The following is a 16447-nucleotide window of genomic DNA, read 5'->3' as shown; positions in this document are numbered from 1 at the left end:
CAAGGTTTGCTCACTAGGCTTTCTACTATTTTACTGTTTACTCTGACGCGGTTTCAATCGCCTGCATTGCTTCAAAGTTAGTCTTTTCGCGCTCAACGAATCTCGCCCACTGACGCGCAGCGCCTCTGCTACTCGAGAACTCTTCAGCTTTAGCCAGTTCATTTAATGCCAAGGCAAATTGACGCTTGTTGTATAACGCTAGGCCTAACACCATATGCGTATTGCCGGGGTTGTCTAAATCCCCTTTCTCAATAGCAGTGTTTGCCGATTCAATGGCGTTATCAAAGTCATCTAAGTTAAAGTACAAAAGTGCTAGCTGTGCATCAATCTCACCATCATCCGATAACGTAGCCGCCTGCTGCATGACCGGCACCGCTTTCTCATCTTCTTTAGCCGCTTGCCAGGATTGCCCTAAAAACTTCAAATTACGCAAGTTTTCTACAAGTACGCCAGAGGCAAGGGCATCTTCCATCAGCTTCGCGCCTTTGTAGGGAACGCCATGATAAAAATAAAGCTGGGCCAAATTAAACGTATCTGACGCTGAGGTAATAAACCCGCGTTGATAAGCAATTTCCATGGTGGCAAGTTGCTGCTTTTCCATTTCAAGCTCGCCATACATGCCCGCAAGCTGGATCCAATACTTAGGTTCGTCGTAAAGGCGAATAAGCTTTGCAATGATGTCTTTGACTTTCTCAGGTTGCTTTAACTCAAAGTAAATTGCGCGCTGTAATACCAACCAGTTTTCGTCAGGCAAATAGCCATCTTCTTCATGGCCAACGATGGCTGCTTCGATATACTGCGCGGCATCTTCATAGGCTTTATTTTGATAAGACGCTTGTGCTTTTAACACATAATTTCTGGGGGGGATGCGACCATCATTTAATGACTCCCAGCGCTCAAGATAATTAATCACTTTGTCGTACTGTGACTGCATCATCGCAAGTTGCGCTAAACTAAATACGGTCGTTTTTTCAAAGCTTTCAGGTATGGGTTGTTCTGCAATGGCGCGTTCAAAGGCAGCGATGGTCTCGTCATAACGCTCTTCATTATAATAAATAAAGCCGTAGAAATTGTGCATCATGGCGCGCTCATAGCTATTCATACTATCCGCTTTAGATTGCACTACATCTAGAATCGCAATGGCTTCTTCAACATTTCCCGCATCGCCTTGTTCCTGCGCTCGGGCAAGTTGGTCGTAAACGTTTGCTCTTAAGGCAGGAGTACGACGGGTTTGACGTTCACCTAAGGTCCCCTGAGTTTGTGCTTGGACCGCAGAAGAAGCAAATAAGCCTGTGGCTATTACTGCGCTGGAGCTTGTAATGCCAGCCACTAAAATACTTAGCGACAGGCAACATGCCGACATCAGTTTTGAGGATAAAAATTGAACATTACGCATCGACATTACCCATCAATTTCAAACGTTACACGGTTTTGGACGCCTGCCACTTCTGTCGGTTCACCGTTGATAACCCGTGGTTTATATTTAAACTTTAGTACCGCATCCATCGCGGCTTGCTCAAATATGCCTTCTGGCTCAGATTCCACCACAAATGGGTCTCTTACCCCACCTGTTTTGGTCACCGTAAACTCAACGATCACATAGCCTTGAATACCGCGTTGTAGCGCTCTTCTTGGATAGACCGCGGCTACTTTAGTAATGGGCACATACTCGCCATCACCCGATTGCAATGCTAAACCACCATCAAGTGCAACATCAGCGCCTACATCGGCACTAAAATCCATTCCGCCGGCTTGACCGTCAGGGGTAGACGCTTCCATGGGAGGCGCTTCCATTTGCGGGGGTGGCTCTTGAGGTTTAGGTGGCTTTTCGGGCTTGCGCTCTTTTTGTTCAATTTGCTCGTCTTGCTTAACGCGCACAAAATCAAGGACGCTGCCGCGAGGAGGTTCAGTCAACGCACTACCACCACTTTGAATTAGCGACTGCATTAAAAAGAACAGTCCTAAAGTGATGATACCCGCAAGTACAAAGGCAACAACAATTCTAAACATGATTTATGGCTCTTGGGCTGCGATTGATACATCCATAATGCCCGCAGCGCGTGATGCATCCATGACTTTAATCAATGCGTCGGTGGTCGCTTTCTTGTCTGCTTGAATCACTACGGTGCCTTGTGGGTTTTCAGCATGCAGGCGCTCAATGTTTGCTTGAACTGCGCGTACATCTACGCGGCGTTTGTTTATCCAAATTTCGTCGTTTTCGCTAATAGCGACTAAAATGCTCGCACGATCTTTATTTACCGCCGTGGAAGCATCTGGACGATTCACATCAATACCCGCTTCTTTTACAAAAGAGGCTGTCACAATGAAGAAAATCAACATGATAAATACGACGTCAAGCATCGGCGTCATATCGATATTTGCTTCTTCTTCGTCTACCAAGTTTTGAAAATGCTGTTTCATGTCTTTCTCATCCTAATTTGCACAATGAGAGGCCGGTGGACCTTCATCACACAATAAATAAATTATTGAATATCACGCTTGAGCGGCAAGGCCTCTTCAAGGTGCGTTCGCTCTGCTTTTGATGTCCGAGTAAGATAAGCCGATGCAAATACACCCGATAACGCTCCTACCATCCCAGCCATAGTAGGAATGGTTGCCTTAGATACACCAGACGCCATAGAGCGAGCATTGCCTGAGCCAGATATTGCCATTACGTCAAACACTTCAATCATCCCCGTCACTGTGCCCATCAATCCTAATAAAGGACATAACGCAACGAGCGCTTGAATGATAGGAATAGTGCCGTTTAACTTTATAGATAACCGTGACACATGAGCTTGTCTAATTTGTTCTGCGAACCAAGACGAGCGGTCGGTGCGCGCCATCCACTGCTGAGCAACCTCTTTCCTGAGCTTTTTATGGGTAAAATTAATATAAAAAACCCGCTCAAGGATCAAAAGCCACATCGCAAAAATCAGGACACCGATGACCAAGAGAACTTGGCCACCCGTTTCTGTAAAATCGCGTATCGCTTCAAAAAACTCAATCATTTAGCTCTCCAATTTGCCCAAAACGTCGGCTATGACTTTACTGCGCTTGCTTGAGTGGTTTTTTCAGCACGCTCTGCAATCACGCCAGATGCTTGCTCTTGAAGAATATAAACAATGTTTTTACTGCGCGTATTTAGCATCGCATACAATAAGGTGGTAGGGATGGCGACAACCAATCCTAGCACTGTGGTTACCAAGGCTTGAGAGATACCGCCGGCCATCAATTTCGGGTCACCCGTACCAAACAAGGTGATTGCTTGGAAGGTATTAATCATACCGGTAACCGTTCCTAATAGACCCATTAGCGGTGCAACCACCGAAATGATTTTAATAATGGTCAAGAAGCGGCTCAACTTTGGCACTTCACCCAAAATGGCCTCGGTTAAATGCAGCTCTAACGATTCAGTGTCGGCATTAGGGTACTTATCTTTGACCATCATTATGCGGCCAAGAGGGTTGTTGTCTTTAAACGTATCTGACTTGAGCTGACGGTTCACTTTTGCGCGAATCACAGCAAGACTAAAGAACCTTTCGAGTGCCAGTGCTAAACCAATCGCACCAACAATTAAGATGATGTAACCTACTAAGCCACCTTGCTCAACACGCTCTTTTAAACTCGGTGCTTGTACTAACAAACCTAGGATGGACCCCCCGGTAGGGTCCAACCCAAAACGTACGATGCCACCGTCTGATGCTTCAACCGCTTCGACGGTATCAAGGAAACGGCCTTGAGGCTGGCGAATTAGCTCTGACACCGTGCCTGTAACACCATTAAATTCTAAGTATTTGCCATCAGCAACCAACGCAAACGGTCCTACTCTTACAACTTCTTTTGATACTTTTTGACCGCCAGCTTCTACCACGTCGGTAGTGAAGCGAGTGACTTTGCCTGATTCGGTCATTTCACGCTGAATTTCGAACCAAACGCGCTCTATTTCTTCAATAGACGCCAGTTTGGATGACGACCCCATAGATTGCGCCATCTCATCTAAAAAGACTGCTCTGTCTGGAATCTGCGCTGAGATAACTGAATTATAGAATTTGTTTTTGGTATCTCCCGCTACTTGCTGTAACACACCAAATAACTCTTTAAGAGAGCCTAGACGCGTGTCAAGTGCACCGCTTAAATCTGCAAGCTTAAATTCATTTTCTTCAAAATTCGTTTCAAGCTGCTCTGACTGGGCTAGAAGCGCATCGCGTCTTTGAATTGTTTCGCGCAAGATGCGGTCTTGCTCTGCGCGCTGAGCCATAAATTCCCGCTCGCGTGCTTCGTTTTGTTGAGACTGCGCAAAGCGGCCTTCTTCTAACTGTTTAAGCAATGCGTCTAAATCTATCGCACGCTCGTTTTCTTGCGCTTGAGCACCAAGTGCAAACACACTGACTAACGCAACGATGGCGGCCTTGCTGACCAATGAATGTAAAAACGATTTCATGTGTATTATCCCTTAGTCAGTAATTGCTACTGGCACCATTAATAGATCTGGTGCAAGTTGTTTCTTAGCGATGCGAAGGCCTTTAGTAACCTGCGTACGATAACTCGAGTCGAGCTCTTCCCACTGACGAGTCTGTTTATTCCAAACACCTTGGAAAGATGCATCGCGCGTTTGATAGAGGAGCGCTGTACGCCCAATACGCAAAAACTCTACATCGCGCTGCTGCCCTTCAATAGAATGCAGACCGGAGTACGCTTCAATTGTGCGGCCATAGTCCATTTCTACTTGAAATGCTTCCATCACCCGACGAAACTTCTCAGATGGTGCAACATCAGCGCGGTCCATCATTAGTTTTAAGTCTGCAATGCGGTCTGCTCGCTCTTGCTCTAAGAAAGGAATATCTAAGGCAACGAACTGCTCTAAGCCATCAATCATATTAATCATCAATGGCGTGATTTGACGTTCGATAACGCTTACTTCATCTATAGCGTCATTTAAAGAGAGCATTTCGTCTTGTTGATTTTGGATTTGTTTTCTTAACTGACCGTTATATACCTCAAGACCTTCAATCTCTTTAAGCAAGGTTTTGTATTGTTGCAACTTGCTGTCAATTTGCCCGGCGATGCCATCAATGCGGTCTTGTGATTGAGACGCTGACTCATTGATTTGCTCGGCAGTTTGCTTAGCACCTTCGAGATACTGGTCTTCTTGAGCTTGCGCCGTAAATGCAAATGATATAGACATCATAAGCGCAATCGGGATAAACACCTTCATACAAAATCCTACTGATCTAAGTGGTCGGTTTTGGAGAATAATAATCTTAATCTCCGCAATTTATTGGAGCAGAGGATAGGGTGAGTCTGTGACAGTTTTATTACAGAATAGCTCAAACGAAATCCTTTCATAAATATGTAACAATTGGCTGGAAAGAGTCACGTGACAATTTCCGTTCAAGCGCAAGGCACAATATCCATTTAAGTTCTACACTTTAGAAGAACGACAGTAGCTTTCATGACAACTTACATCGTTTATGCAGTCTTTACGCCCCAATACATTACTCGTTATACACAATTAAGGGATATACATTTTGAAGTTAAAATTTAATGTAATGCTCATCGCGTTAACAACGCTCAGTTTGTTTTCATCTCAATTATTGGCCGCCAATACATCAGGCGTGCATGGTCCAAATGTAGACGCCGATGACCGCAGCGCACAGCTTCGTTTGGCGCTATCACCCGGTGACGAAGATGGCGATACCGACAACTGGGGCTATCGCTTTCATTATCAACATGCGCTGAATGACCGCATTCGCGTACGAGGTATTTTGCAATATCGCGACAGAGGCTCTTTTCAGTACGAGTACTTAAGAGCTGAACTGTTATACAACTTTAAAAAGCAAGCCGATGATGGCATTTGGTCAAGCGGTGTGCGTTTTGATATTCGCCAACGCCGTAGCGATAACCCTGAAGAGTTTGCCATCAATTGGACCAACCAATGGTCATTGTCCAACGGCATACGTATTCGAGGAATATTGATTGGCGCTTGGCAGTTTGGTAGCGACCGAGCGGCAAGTGGCACAGAAATCGAAACTCGCGCTAGCATCAGTAAGAAGCTAGATAATGGTTTAAGGGTGGGCGTTGAGATGTTTAACGAATATGGCGAATTAGGTGAGTTTGGTTCGTTTAATAACCAGAGCCATCAAATAGGCCCTATGGTCGGCGGTACGATTGCCGGTTTCAAATATGAATTTAGATATTTAGCTGGCGTGACCAATGGTACGCGCGATCACAACTTTGGTTTGCGGTTCGACAAATCCTTTTAATCATCAAGCCTTGTAGTGGCTATAAAACAAGCAACTACAAGGCCCTTCTGCACGTGATAGACTTGCGCATCAAATTCTTTTCTTATTATCAATATGTCCGATTTTTCGAGCACCGGTAAGCGTCATTACTGTGAACGTTGCAAATATCCCCTCAAAACCTGCATTTGCAGCGGATTAAGTCGCGTCGAAACTCGCATTAAAATAAGCATTTTGCAAGATCCTATTGAAAGTAAGCATGCAAAAAACACGGCACGCTTAGCTTTGCTGATGCTAGAAAATGCAACGGTGTATGTAGGTTTAACACCGGATGATTTTACCGATGTTCAAAACTTAGTTAAGCACAGCAAAAAAACACTCTTAATCTATCCGAGTGATCAAGCAACAAAGCTTACAGAGGTGCAAAACGTCAAACAGTGCGATCATCTCATCCTACTTGATGCTACCTGGAGAAAAGCGAAGAAGCTATGGCTTAACAATCCGTGGCTACACAACCTAACGGCATGCGCAATAGAGCCAGAGCAAACATCTGCGTACCATATTCGCAAAGCGCCAGATAATAATAGTTTGAGTACACTTGAGGCATTAGCCGAAACGCTCAGAGTCGTTGAAGGGGTAAATCCTAAGCCCTTTATGAGCTTACTTGCAGATATGCAGAAACATTGGCCGAAGGTGTAATTACCTTCGGCACATCGCAATATGTTAGAACTCGTAAGAGTAGCTGAGTCCAAATGAGATCCCTTCTTCTTCAAATAACAAATCAAGACCTTCTTGGGTAATTTCTTTGTCTTGGTTAAGCAAGTTTTTAATACTTAACTTAACCGATGAAGAAAAGTTTGGATAATAAGTGTAAATCACGTCAAGAGAGTGAAACGTTTCTTCTTCTGCATCCTGATTTCCACGAGTACCTGGTACGATTATACGAGGACCAAAAGCGTTATATACCACAGTCGCTGTATGCTCACCGTTTAACGAATCCCAACCCAATTGAAGATTAGCAACCCACTCTGAGTGACCGACTAAACGTCTTTTATTGTTTGTCACAATGTTAGATGCACTGGTCGCATCCAAAGCATCTAAAACTTGCAGCTCAAACAGCGATATCTCGTCATCATCCACGGCGCCAAGGGTCACTTCTGAATCAGAAAGCGTTAAGTTACCAGTCATGTAGAAGTTAGATAGGTTGTCGTCGATAAACTGCAAGTCTTGCAGAAACTCCATTTCCACACCATACAACTCACCTTCTTCACCATTTGCTGTCAGCAAGTTGGGCGCAGCGCCACCTACCGTGGCCAATTCAACTAACTCAATCGGTGTTTCAATATCTTTATAGAAAAGCGCAACTGAGACGTTGTTTCCGTTCGCTTTGTACCACTCCCAGCGAAAATCAACATTGTCGAGCTTGGAGCTTTGGAGCAAAGGCGAACCTCTCACCAAAAACTCTGTTAACGGGTCAATAAAGAAGGTAGTGCTGATATCACGTAAATCTGGGCGAATAGCAGTTTGGCTAATGTTAAACCTAAACTGCATATCCTGACCTTTGAGATAGGTGATCGCTAAAGAAGGGAAGAAATCATCTTCTTGGAACGCAATATCTGTAATCTCTTCTCCTTCTATGGAAAAGGTATTAGCATGCGCGGTAAACGGAACAGAAATCTGCCTAAAGTCTTCATAACGAACACCGCCGCTTATGCGCCAAGTGTTATCAATGAAAGCGTCCGCCATTGCATAGTAAGCATCAATTTTAGTCGCCGCAGCAAACTTATCGCCATCAGCCACGTTAGATTCTAAAATGCCGGCACCGGTAGAGCTATTGTAAAAAGTATCGCTTAACAAATTCTCACTTGAGAAAATTTCATTGATACGATCGCCAAATGTTGAGTCGTCAGCGATTGCTCGATGCGGCACGCCAATTGACAAATTATCGGCTGTACGCGCTTTTTCAAAGAAATCCGCCCCTACTTTAAATTCAAGCTCTAAACCTTGTTTAAAAATAGGGTATCCAAAGTTCCAACCTGCTGAGTTAGATGTATCGCGCAAGGTTTGCCAGTCGCGCGTAACACTTGTAGCAGAAACGTCTTGTAACTGCTGACTAACAAATTGACCGTCATCGAGATTAATTTGATATACCACATCTAAACTGCCTGGCTGCTGTCTGCTTGCGCGGCTAGTGCCTACGTACCAGTCAAAATATGAGTTATCTAACTCAGGCAAATTATGGGTACCTTTGAGCTGGTTAGATGACATGCGGCGCTCTTCAAACAACATATCTACGCGGCTTAGTTCGCGCGTTCCAAATTCCGTTTCGTTAGCGTCGACAAAGTCTCTTACTCGCACTCTGTCTCGCATGTCATGAAGCAATACATTCGTAATATCAAATCGGTGGTTATTGTTAAACTTATAACCAATGTTGAACATGCCGCTCCAATTTACATTTTGCTCAGTGGCAGTGCCTTCAAAGCTTTGCGCAAAACATTTACCATCGGCAACGCGGTTTTCAGGTAACTGTCCACAGCCAACCGTGCCTAAGGTGGTGCCGTTAAACTGCTCTTCAACTTTCCAACTGTTGTCGTATGACACGGTTGATAGAAAGCCAATCTCGCTTTCGTTACTGATGTCGTAAACGTTTCCAAAGGTTACGCCAAGACCAAAATCAGGATCCATAGATTTAGGATCTGGACCGATATCCCAAAACATAGAATTGACCAGCTCTTGACGCTGCGCTAAATCCAGCGGAAAGCTGCTTGAGCCCTCAATACCATCATCGGATTGGGCCTGCTCTAAATTATTATAAATGATGCTTGGTAAGCCTCGAGTGCCGTCATCACGACCGCTCCAATCACTGCCGCCGCCGCTGTAAAAAAATCCATCATCACTGTTGTTAGTATTGCTGCCTACACTGCCTGAAAGTTTAAATACCAAGCCATTAGGTACAGATTTGGTACGAATGTTTACGTTACCACCACCAAAATGTGCCGGCATATCAGGAGAGAATGACTTTTGAACACTTAAGCTTTCAATAATATCGGCAGGAAACAAATCTAGCGGTACAACTGAGCGAGTAGGGTCTGGACTGGGCACGCCCATACCATTGAGCTGTGTACTTGAATACCGCTCACCTAGCCCCCGTACATAAATGAATTTACCATCTACCAAAGTCAAACCTGTAACACGACGCAGGGCGCCAGCGGCGTCACTGTCACCTGTGCGAGATATTTGGTCTGCGCCTAAAATATCTGCGACGAATGCTTGATTTTGACGTTCTTGCAAAACGGCCGTCGCGCTGCCTTTTAAGCGCGTACCAGTCGTAACCACTTCTTCAATGGCTTCGTCTTCTTCAGTTTGTGCAAGAGCGCTGTTCCCTAGCATCAAAGAAGACATGACCGCCAAGCATATGAGCGATTTTTTTACTTTTGCTTCAGACAACAAGGTGTTTTGATTGAGACCCATCTTTTTTAACACTCCATGCTGCGTTCTGTGCATTGCTTCATGCCACTACCTAGAACACATCTTTTGTTTAAAACAGTTAAGGCGCTATCGAAGCGCCCTAACTTTACTCATTTACTTTGTATAAGTTGGACGAAGTTGACGCTTAGTCATCTAGTCCTACCGTCACCCAACCTTGAGTCCAATCGTTATTTGCATCCATTGCACCAACAAAGTCAACACTGTCAAAGAAGGTGTCAACCGTTGAAGGGTCAGCACCACCGGTTAACAGCGTAGAGCTTGACGTAGGTTGATACCCATTTGTCGCAAAGCCAAGCGCATCTGCTGCAAGTACCGCGTTGGTTGTCTCGTCGGTAAAAAAGGTTTCAGTAAAATCGTTGCCGAAGTTATTTGATGTCTCACACGCTATTATCGAGTTGCGCACGAATAACAAGCCAGCAGTTGCATTCGCCTGAGCTTCAGCATCGTTTACGCGAAGACAATTTGCATATCCTGCAGCACCTGTCACAACAAAATTCCAAAGTGAACCCGCAGTACCCGCTCTTAAGCGAACACCATTTGCACCGTTTTCACCAATGACCGTGACATTTGCAATGTTTGGATTAGTAAGTGGTGTAGCGGCAGCATCAAACTCGCTGTTATCTGCTTCAAATGCATTATCACCTGTACCGTCTTGCTTAATCAGTACAAACTGTGCGTTACCTGTCCAGCCGAATGACCAGTCAAAAGAGTCATCACCTATGTCGGTAAGTACAACGTATTTAACACTCACTGTACCGCCAAAGAACTCAATACCATCATCAAGGTTCTGATGAACATGAATGTACTCTACGACCGTACCTGAACCTACACCCGCAAATGAGATACCGTTAAGCTCATCACCATTGCCCAATGTACGACCAGCATGCTTAACCACAACATAACGCAATGTACCTGAGTCATCATTTGACAAATTACCACCAAATTGACCAGCATCACCTTCAGCGCTAACGCCACAGTTGTTTAACTCAGTCTCAGTGGTTTCACCAATCTGGTCGCCACAAGAGTTCGCAGGGGCACGTCCTAGCAGTACCAGACCACCCCACTGACCTTGAGCGGTTTCATCACCTAGTACGTCTTGAACTGAGGTCATTACAATCGGCGCATCTGCCGAACCGAGCGCTTCAATCTTAGAGCCGCGACGAGCCACTAGGAAGTCTTCACCTTCTTGACCAAAAATCGTTGTTCCTTCTTGAATGTATAAGGTCGCAGAGTCTACGTTATCGCCACCCACAGCCGTTCTTCCGTTCAATACCCAATGGGCGTCATTGGTAAAGCTTACGTCTGCGGTAAACGTTGTGTCAGCCCCTAATTGATACACAGGCTTGTCAGTGATAGTTGGGAATGATGCAGACACGTCAGTCGCGATACCTTGCTCTAATGCATTTTGCACATCGCTAGGAATACCGCCGTCAAGTCCGAATGCCCATCCTGCAGTCCAATCGTTAGTACCGTCAAACGCACCTACATAGTCAGTTGCGACGAAGTAACTGTTATCTTGTGATAAGTCAGCACCTGCGCCAAACACTGGCGATGTTGCTTCTGGCGTTCTGCCGTCTGGTGCAAGGTTTAGGTCGCTTGGAGAAGCAAATACACGGTTAGTTGCCTCACCGGTAAAGAGTGTCTCAGTGAAATCGTTACCAAAGTTCTCTGCAGCATCACATGCAACAAATGTATTTGTAACGCTTAACAGTCCAGCAGTTGCATTCGCTTGTGCTTCGGCATCGTTGATGCGCAGACAGTTACTGTATCCAGCAGGTCCAACAATGAGGAAGTTTTTCAAAGTACCGGCAGTACCTGCGCGCAATCTCACGCCGTTAGTTGCTGCTGCACCTTGAATTGTTACGTTAGCAACGGTTGGGTTAGTCAGTGGCGTTGCAGAAGCATCGAATTCACTGTTATCAGACTCAAAGGCATTATCGCCGTTAGATGCGTCTTGAACGATGTAAACGAACTGAGCGTTACCCGTCCAGCCAAACGACCAATCAAACGAGTCATCACCGATATCCGTTAATACTACGTGGCGCACATTTACCGTACCACCAAAGAACTCAATACCGTCATCAAGGTTTTGATGCACTTGAATGTAATTTACGTTTGTACCTGAACCAACACCGGCAAACGAGATACCGTTGAGTTCATCACCATTACCTAAGGTACGGCCTGCGTGCTTGACTACAACGTAGTTTAGCGTACCAGAGTTATCTTCAGGGTCTGTACCGCCAAATTGACCGGCGTCACCTTCAGCGCTCACACCACAGTTTTCAAGTTCTGCTGCAGTGGTTTCACCAATTTGGTCACCACATGAGTTCGCAGGTGCTCTACCTAGCAACACCAAGCCACCCCACTGACCGATGTCAGTCTCTTGACCAGTTACGTCTTGTACTGAGGTCATGGTAATTGGCGATGAAGCAGTACCTAGCGCTTCAATTCTTGAACCGCGGCGAGCCACTAAGAAATCTTCACCTTCTTCACCAAACACAATCGTTCCGTTCTCAATGAATAGAACAGCGTTATCAACGTTGTCACCACCTACCGCGGTGCGTCCATTTAACGCCCAATGTGCGTCATTGGTGAATGTAACGTCTGCAGTAAAGGTAGTGTTTTCATCTAAACGATATACCGGCTTATCCGTAATTTCTGGGAACTCAGATGACACGTCTGTCGCCAAACCTTGTTCGAACGCGTTTTGCACGTCACCAGGGAAGCCGCCATTAACAGCGACGGTCCAGCCCGTTGTCCAGTTTGTTTGTCCGTCAAACGCACCTACATATTGGGCATCATCAAAACTTGTGCGAATGTCTCTAGGGTTAGTTCCGCTAGTGAGTAGAATAGATCCTACTTGCGGCGTATATCCATCTGCATTAAGACCAAGCTCATTAGGGGTAAGCACTTGGTTACCTGCTTGACCTGCAAACCACGAAGCAGTATCACCCGAGCCGATGGCTTGAGAATTGAAGTTATCGCTTGGGTCTTCACAAGCAATAATCGAACCTGTAATTGTTAGCTCGCCAGAAGCAGCGTTTGCTGCAGACTCGTCGCCGTTTACGCGAAGGCAATTTGCATAACCTGCAGGGCCTGTCACCAAAACGTTAGCTAAGTTACCAGCAGTACCCGCTCTTAAACGTACGCCGTTAGTTTCATTTGCACCAACAATGGTTACGTTAGCAATCGCCGGCTTGGTCAGTGGGCGTGCAGCTGCGTCAAATTCGCTGTTATCTGCTTCAATGGCGTTGTCGCCATCAGATGCGCTTTGTTGAATATAAACAAACTGCGCCTTACCGGTCCAACCGAATGACCAGTCTAAGCTGTCATCACCAATATCGGTTAACACAACATATTTAACATCAACCGTGCCACCAAAAAACTCGATACCGTCGTCGAGGTTTTGATGCACTTGGATATATTCAACCGTGGTATCAGAACCAACACCTGCAAATGAAATACCGTTTAACTCATCACCATTACCTAAAGTACGGCCAGCGTGTTTAACAACTACATAACGTAGGGTACCAGAGTTATCATCTTCTATGGTGCCGCCGAACTGACCAGCATCGCCTTCTGCGCTTACGCCACAGTTATCTAGCTCATTAGCCGTTGTATCACCAATTTGGTCACCACAAGAGTTTGCGGGTGCGCGACCTAGTAAGACTAAACCGCCCCATTGACCAATATCAGTCTCTTGACCCGTAACGTCTTGCACGGAAGTAAATACAATTGGTGCGCTTGCTGTACCTTGCGCATCAATTTGAGAGCCGCGACGAACAACTAAAAAGTCTTCACCAGCTTCACCAAAAATCGTGGTGCCTGCATCAATAAATAGAGTAGCTGAATCAACGTTATCGCCACCTACTGCAGTGCGACCATTCAACACCCAATGCGCATCGCTTGTTAGCGTTACATCTTCGGTAAAGGTGGTGTTTTCTGCTAGTCTGTAAACCGGTTTATCTGTGATTGTTGGAAAGTCTGCTGACGCGTCTACCGCTAAACCTTGCGCAAATGCTGACTCAGGACCAGAAGGAGTGCCTGGATCTGGTGTCGTTGGTGTCGTTGGTGTAGTTGGTGCAGGCGGATTGTTGACAACGCTGCTGTTGTCCACGTCACCTTCAGAAATATTAATATCCCCACCACAAGCGGCGAGCATAACAGCCGCTGCGATTACTGAGGATTTAAATAATCCATTTAATTTCATTCGAGCTCTCCAATCAATAGATGAGTAAGTATAAGGAAACGCGAACGAGATTATCTCAGTTAGGTGACAGTTTTGTTACATAAACACAGTTTCACAAAACCTTCACAATAGTTTAAATCTTTGTTTTTATTGATTATTGTTTATTAATCGTCTTTGCTGATTGAGCAACAATCCGGTTACGGGGTAATAGTTTCCCTCTTGCACAATACTTTGCCCTTCCTCAGAAAGTATAAAGGCTAAGAAACTTCTTTCGAGGGTTGGAAGCGGTTCATTGGGGGGCTTGTTGACAACAATGTAAAGGTAGCGCGTAAAAGGATATTTACCTGCGGTAATATTCTGCGCATTAGGTGCGTAATATGCGCCGTTTGCTTGACCAATTGCCAATGCTTTTACATCGGTATTACCATGCCCTAGAGCTGCATACCCTATTCCACCAATACTCGAGGCAACGGATTGCACGACCGATGACGAACTTGGCATCTCATTGACAGCGGTATAGTAGTCACCATCACACAGTGCAAGACTCTTAAACAAATCATAGGTACCCGACGCTGAGTTACGACCAAACACCTGGATAGTGCGTGTTTGTCCAAACTTACCTATATTCAACGCTTGCCAAGTACGAATTTCACGAGCCCCACCGCAGAAGCGGGTCATTGAGAAGATTGCGTCTATCTGCTCTAAGCTAAGTTGTTGCAGAGGATTATTTTTCTCAACGTAAATCGCCATCGCATCAATCGCGACAATTAAGCTGGTGGGCGGATAGCCATACTGGCGCGTAAAACGCTGGATTTCGGTTAACGTAAGTGCTCGCGACATAGGGCCAATACTCGCAGTTCCCTGTGTGAGGGCTTGTGAAGCGGTCGCAGAACCAGACGCTTGAATTTGAAACTTTACATGAGGGTATAAACGCTGAAACTGCTCAGCCCAAAGCGAAACTAAATTTGCTAGTGTATCTGAACCTATGGAAGTAATGCTGCCATACACACCTGGCGTAGAACGATAATCAAAGACTAGGTTGTTTGCGTCTTGCACATCAGCTATTTCTAATGAGAGACGTTCATTATTCTCTTGCTCAGTCGAAGGTGATTGCGCCCCAGTTGGTGCTACCATCATAAGCGCCAAGATGCACACCGAGGCCAATTGATGAGCGTACCGTTTGATATTAATCGGTTTCTTCCAACGCAACCAATTCAGCGGGTAACAGAAAAGAAAATTCACTCCCTTTGCCTACCTTACTCTCGACTTCCAAAAGTGTATTATGATGGTGTAGGACATGTTTCACAATAGATAAGCCCAATCCTGAACCACCGGTCTTCCTAGATCTGGCTTTATCGACGCGATAAAAGCGTTCAGTCAGTCGGCGAAGATGTTTTTCATCAATACCATCACCGTTATCTTTCACACCAAAATATGCACCATTTGAGCGCCGTTTAAAGATCACCTCAATTTTGCCTTTTGGCGGCGTGTAGTGTATTGCATTGAAAATCAGGTTAGAGCATGCGCTGCGCATTTCAGTCTCAACGCCGAATACTTTTAAATCTGGGTCAACCTTAAAGATAATCTCATGGTGTTTTTCTTTGTTAAGCGCTGCCGCTTCCATTTGAATTTGTTTAAGCATTGCGTGCATATCAATCACTTTTTCGAAGATACGCTCACCGCTTGATTCAATGCGTGATAACACCAACAAGTCTTCAATCAAATTTTGCATACGCTTTGTTTGGGTGCCCATTTCTGACAATGCTTTATTTACAATCGGCGGGGCATCTTCTGTGCTAGAGGCTAGTACCTCCAAGTACCCATTGATAACAGTTAACGGCGTTTTGAGTTCATGAGACACGTTAGCGACAAAGTCTTTGCGCATCTCCTCTAAATGAGACACTCGAGAGACGTCACGTACAATCAACAAAAACTGGTCTTCACCATACTCCATCATCCTAAATTCGAATGTTTTGTGTGGGTTGGTAGGCGCGGGAATTTCCACCGGATATTGATAATCATCGCTTTCCATAAACTCAATAAATCGAGGGTGGCGAATCAAATTATCAATACGACGGCCATTATCGTCTGGCCAGCGAAGGCCAAGTTCAATGCGTGCGTTGCGATTACACCACATTATTCTAGCCTGCTTATCTATGACAACGACCGCGTCTGGCAGCGCTTCAGAGCCTTCTCTGAAACGCTTGACTAGCTCACCTAAGTTTTTACGCTTGTTACGATTGCGGCGTTGAAGAAAATATATGCCTTCGTAGATATGGTGCCATATGCCAGGAGCACTAGGAGGCGACATGGTCCGGCTATGCCACAACCATTTAGTCAAACGATACAAATGAATATAATTATAAAGCAGTAAAGCACCGGCGAAGATAAGCATGACCAACAGTAGCTCGCCAAGATACAAGCCCACAGCGATGCTGGCACCAACTAAGAGCGCAAAACGAATAAAGGTCTTTGACCACGATTGATGGTAATACATACTGTTTCGAACCTAAGCCGAGCTCAGACA

12 protein-coding genes are annotated in these 16447 nt (G+C 45.3%); 2 read left to right on the top strand and 10 right to left on the bottom strand.

Annotated features, from left to right (window positions below):
- Window positions 1-37 precede the first annotated feature (37 nt).
- The 6 genes from KJ365_RS05830 to KJ365_RS05805 form a co-directional block, all read right to left on the bottom strand.
- Window positions 38-1396: a tetratricopeptide repeat protein gene (locus KJ365_RS05830; RefSeq protein ID WP_214450688.1), complete on the bottom strand. Its 1359-nt coding sequence runs from the start codon at window positions 1394-1396 to the stop codon at window positions 38-40.
- A gap of 5 nt (window positions 1397-1401) precedes the next feature.
- On the bottom strand, window positions 1402-2010 hold the full coding sequence (locus KJ365_RS05825; protein WP_214450687.1) for an energy transducer TonB: 609 nt from the start codon (window positions 2008-2010) through the stop codon (window positions 1402-1404).
- 3 nt (window positions 2011-2013) lie between these two features.
- Entirely contained in the window at window positions 2014-2421 is a 408-nt protein-coding gene (locus KJ365_RS05820; protein WP_214450686.1) for an ExbD/TolR family protein, read from the bottom strand.
- Between the two features lie 62 nt (window positions 2422-2483).
- Window positions 2484-3011 carry a MotA/TolQ/ExbB proton channel family protein gene (locus KJ365_RS05815; protein WP_214450685.1) on the bottom strand — a complete coding sequence of 176 codons (528 nt, stop codon included), beginning with the start codon at window positions 3009-3011 and terminating at the stop codon, window positions 2484-2486.
- 29 nt (window positions 3012-3040) lie between these two features.
- Window positions 3041-4444, bottom strand: a complete 1404-nt coding sequence (locus KJ365_RS05810) for a MotA/TolQ/ExbB proton channel family protein (RefSeq protein WP_214450684.1) — start codon at window positions 4442-4444, stop codon at window positions 3041-3043.
- A gap of 12 nt (window positions 4445-4456) precedes the next feature.
- Window positions 4457-5218, bottom strand: coding sequence for a DUF3450 domain-containing protein (locus KJ365_RS05805; RefSeq protein ID WP_214450683.1), 762 nt, complete (start codon window positions 5216-5218; stop codon window positions 4457-4459).
- Window positions 5219-5531: 313 nt separating this feature from the next.
- Between KJ365_RS05805 and KJ365_RS05800 the strand changes: the two genes are divergently transcribed.
- Both KJ365_RS05800 and KJ365_RS05795 read left to right on the top strand, forming a co-directional pair.
- Window positions 5532-6266 carry a hypothetical protein gene (locus KJ365_RS05800; protein ID WP_250884049.1) on the top strand — a complete coding sequence of 245 codons (735 nt, stop codon included), beginning with the start codon at window positions 5532-5534 and terminating at the stop codon, window positions 6264-6266.
- Between the two features lie 93 nt (window positions 6267-6359).
- Window positions 6360-6941 (top strand): tRNA-uridine aminocarboxypropyltransferase, encoded by a 582-nt coding sequence (locus KJ365_RS05795; protein WP_214450682.1) that lies wholly within the window; start codon window positions 6360-6362, stop codon window positions 6939-6941.
- A 24-nt stretch (window positions 6942-6965) separates the two neighbouring features.
- Here the strand turns inward: KJ365_RS05795 and KJ365_RS05790 are convergent, their stop codons facing one another.
- The 4 genes from KJ365_RS05790 to phoR all read right to left on the bottom strand — a co-directional run bounded on the left by KJ365_RS05790 (window position 6966) and on the right by phoR (window position 16417).
- Window positions 6966-9713 (bottom strand): TonB-dependent receptor domain-containing protein, encoded by a 2748-nt coding sequence (locus KJ365_RS05790; protein ID WP_214451297.1) that lies wholly within the window; start codon window positions 9711-9713, stop codon window positions 6966-6968.
- A gap of 142 nt (window positions 9714-9855) precedes the next feature.
- Complete coding sequence (locus KJ365_RS05785; protein ID WP_214450681.1) at window positions 9856-13941, bottom strand: beta-helix domain-containing protein; 4086 nt, start codon at window positions 13939-13941, stop codon at window positions 9856-9858.
- Between the two features lie 126 nt (window positions 13942-14067).
- On the bottom strand, window positions 14068-15057 hold the full coding sequence (locus tag KJ365_RS05780) for a PstS family phosphate ABC transporter substrate-binding protein (RefSeq protein WP_214450680.1): 990 nt from the start codon (window positions 15055-15057) through the stop codon (window positions 14068-14070).
- 49 nt (window positions 15058-15106) lie between these two features.
- Window positions 15107-16417 carry a phosphate regulon sensor histidine kinase PhoR gene (gene phoR, locus KJ365_RS05775; RefSeq protein ID WP_214450679.1) on the bottom strand — a complete coding sequence of 437 codons (1311 nt, stop codon included), beginning with the start codon at window positions 16415-16417 and terminating at the stop codon, window positions 15107-15109.
- Window positions 16418-16447: the final 30 nt, after the last annotated feature.

This window comes from Glaciecola sp. XM2 (genome assembly GCF_018595715.1).
In the GTDB taxonomy this organism is placed as follows: Bacteria; Pseudomonadota; Gammaproteobacteria; order Enterobacterales; family Alteromonadaceae; genus Glaciecola.
This window is presented reverse-complemented; position numbering and strand designations above follow the sequence as displayed.

Excerpts from the sequence above, each read along its gene's own strand:
- KJ365_RS05805 (WP_214450683.1), bottom strand. The coding sequence starts at position 5,218 with ATGAAGGTGTTTATCCCGATTGCGCTTATGATGTCTATATCATTTGCA.
- KJ365_RS05780 (WP_214450680.1), bottom strand. The coding sequence starts at position 15,057 with ATGATGGTAGCACCAACTGGGGCGCAATCACCTTCGACTGAGCAAGAG.
- KJ365_RS05815 (WP_214450685.1), bottom strand. The coding sequence starts at position 3,011 with ATGATTGAGTTTTTTGAAGCGATACGCGATTTTACAGAAACGGGTGGC.
- KJ365_RS05795 (WP_214450682.1), top strand. The coding sequence starts at position 6,360 with ATGTCCGATTTTTCGAGCACCGGTAAGCGTCATTACTGTGAACGTTGC.
- KJ365_RS05785 (WP_214450681.1), bottom strand. The coding sequence starts at position 13,941 with ATGAAATTAAATGGATTATTTAAATCCTCAGTAATCGCAGCGGCTGTT.
- KJ365_RS05790 (WP_214451297.1), bottom strand. The coding sequence starts at position 9,713 with ATGGGTCTCAATCAAAACACCTTGTTGTCTGAAGCAAAAGTAAAAAAA.
- KJ365_RS05810 (WP_214450684.1), bottom strand. The coding sequence starts at position 4,444 with ATGAAATCGTTTTTACATTCATTGGTCAGCAAGGCCGCCATCGTTGCG.
- phoR (WP_214450679.1), bottom strand. The coding sequence starts at position 16,417 with ATGTATTACCATCAATCGTGGTCAAAGACCTTTATTCGTTTTGCGCTC.
- KJ365_RS05830 (WP_214450688.1), bottom strand. The coding sequence starts at position 1,396 with ATGCGTAATGTTCAATTTTTATCCTCAAAACTGATGTCGGCATGTTGC.
- KJ365_RS05820 (WP_214450686.1), bottom strand. The coding sequence starts at position 2,421 with ATGAAACAGCATTTTCAAAACTTGGTAGACGAAGAAGAAGCAAATATC.
- KJ365_RS05825 (WP_214450687.1), bottom strand. The coding sequence starts at position 2,010 with ATGTTTAGAATTGTTGTTGCCTTTGTACTTGCGGGTATCATCACTTTA.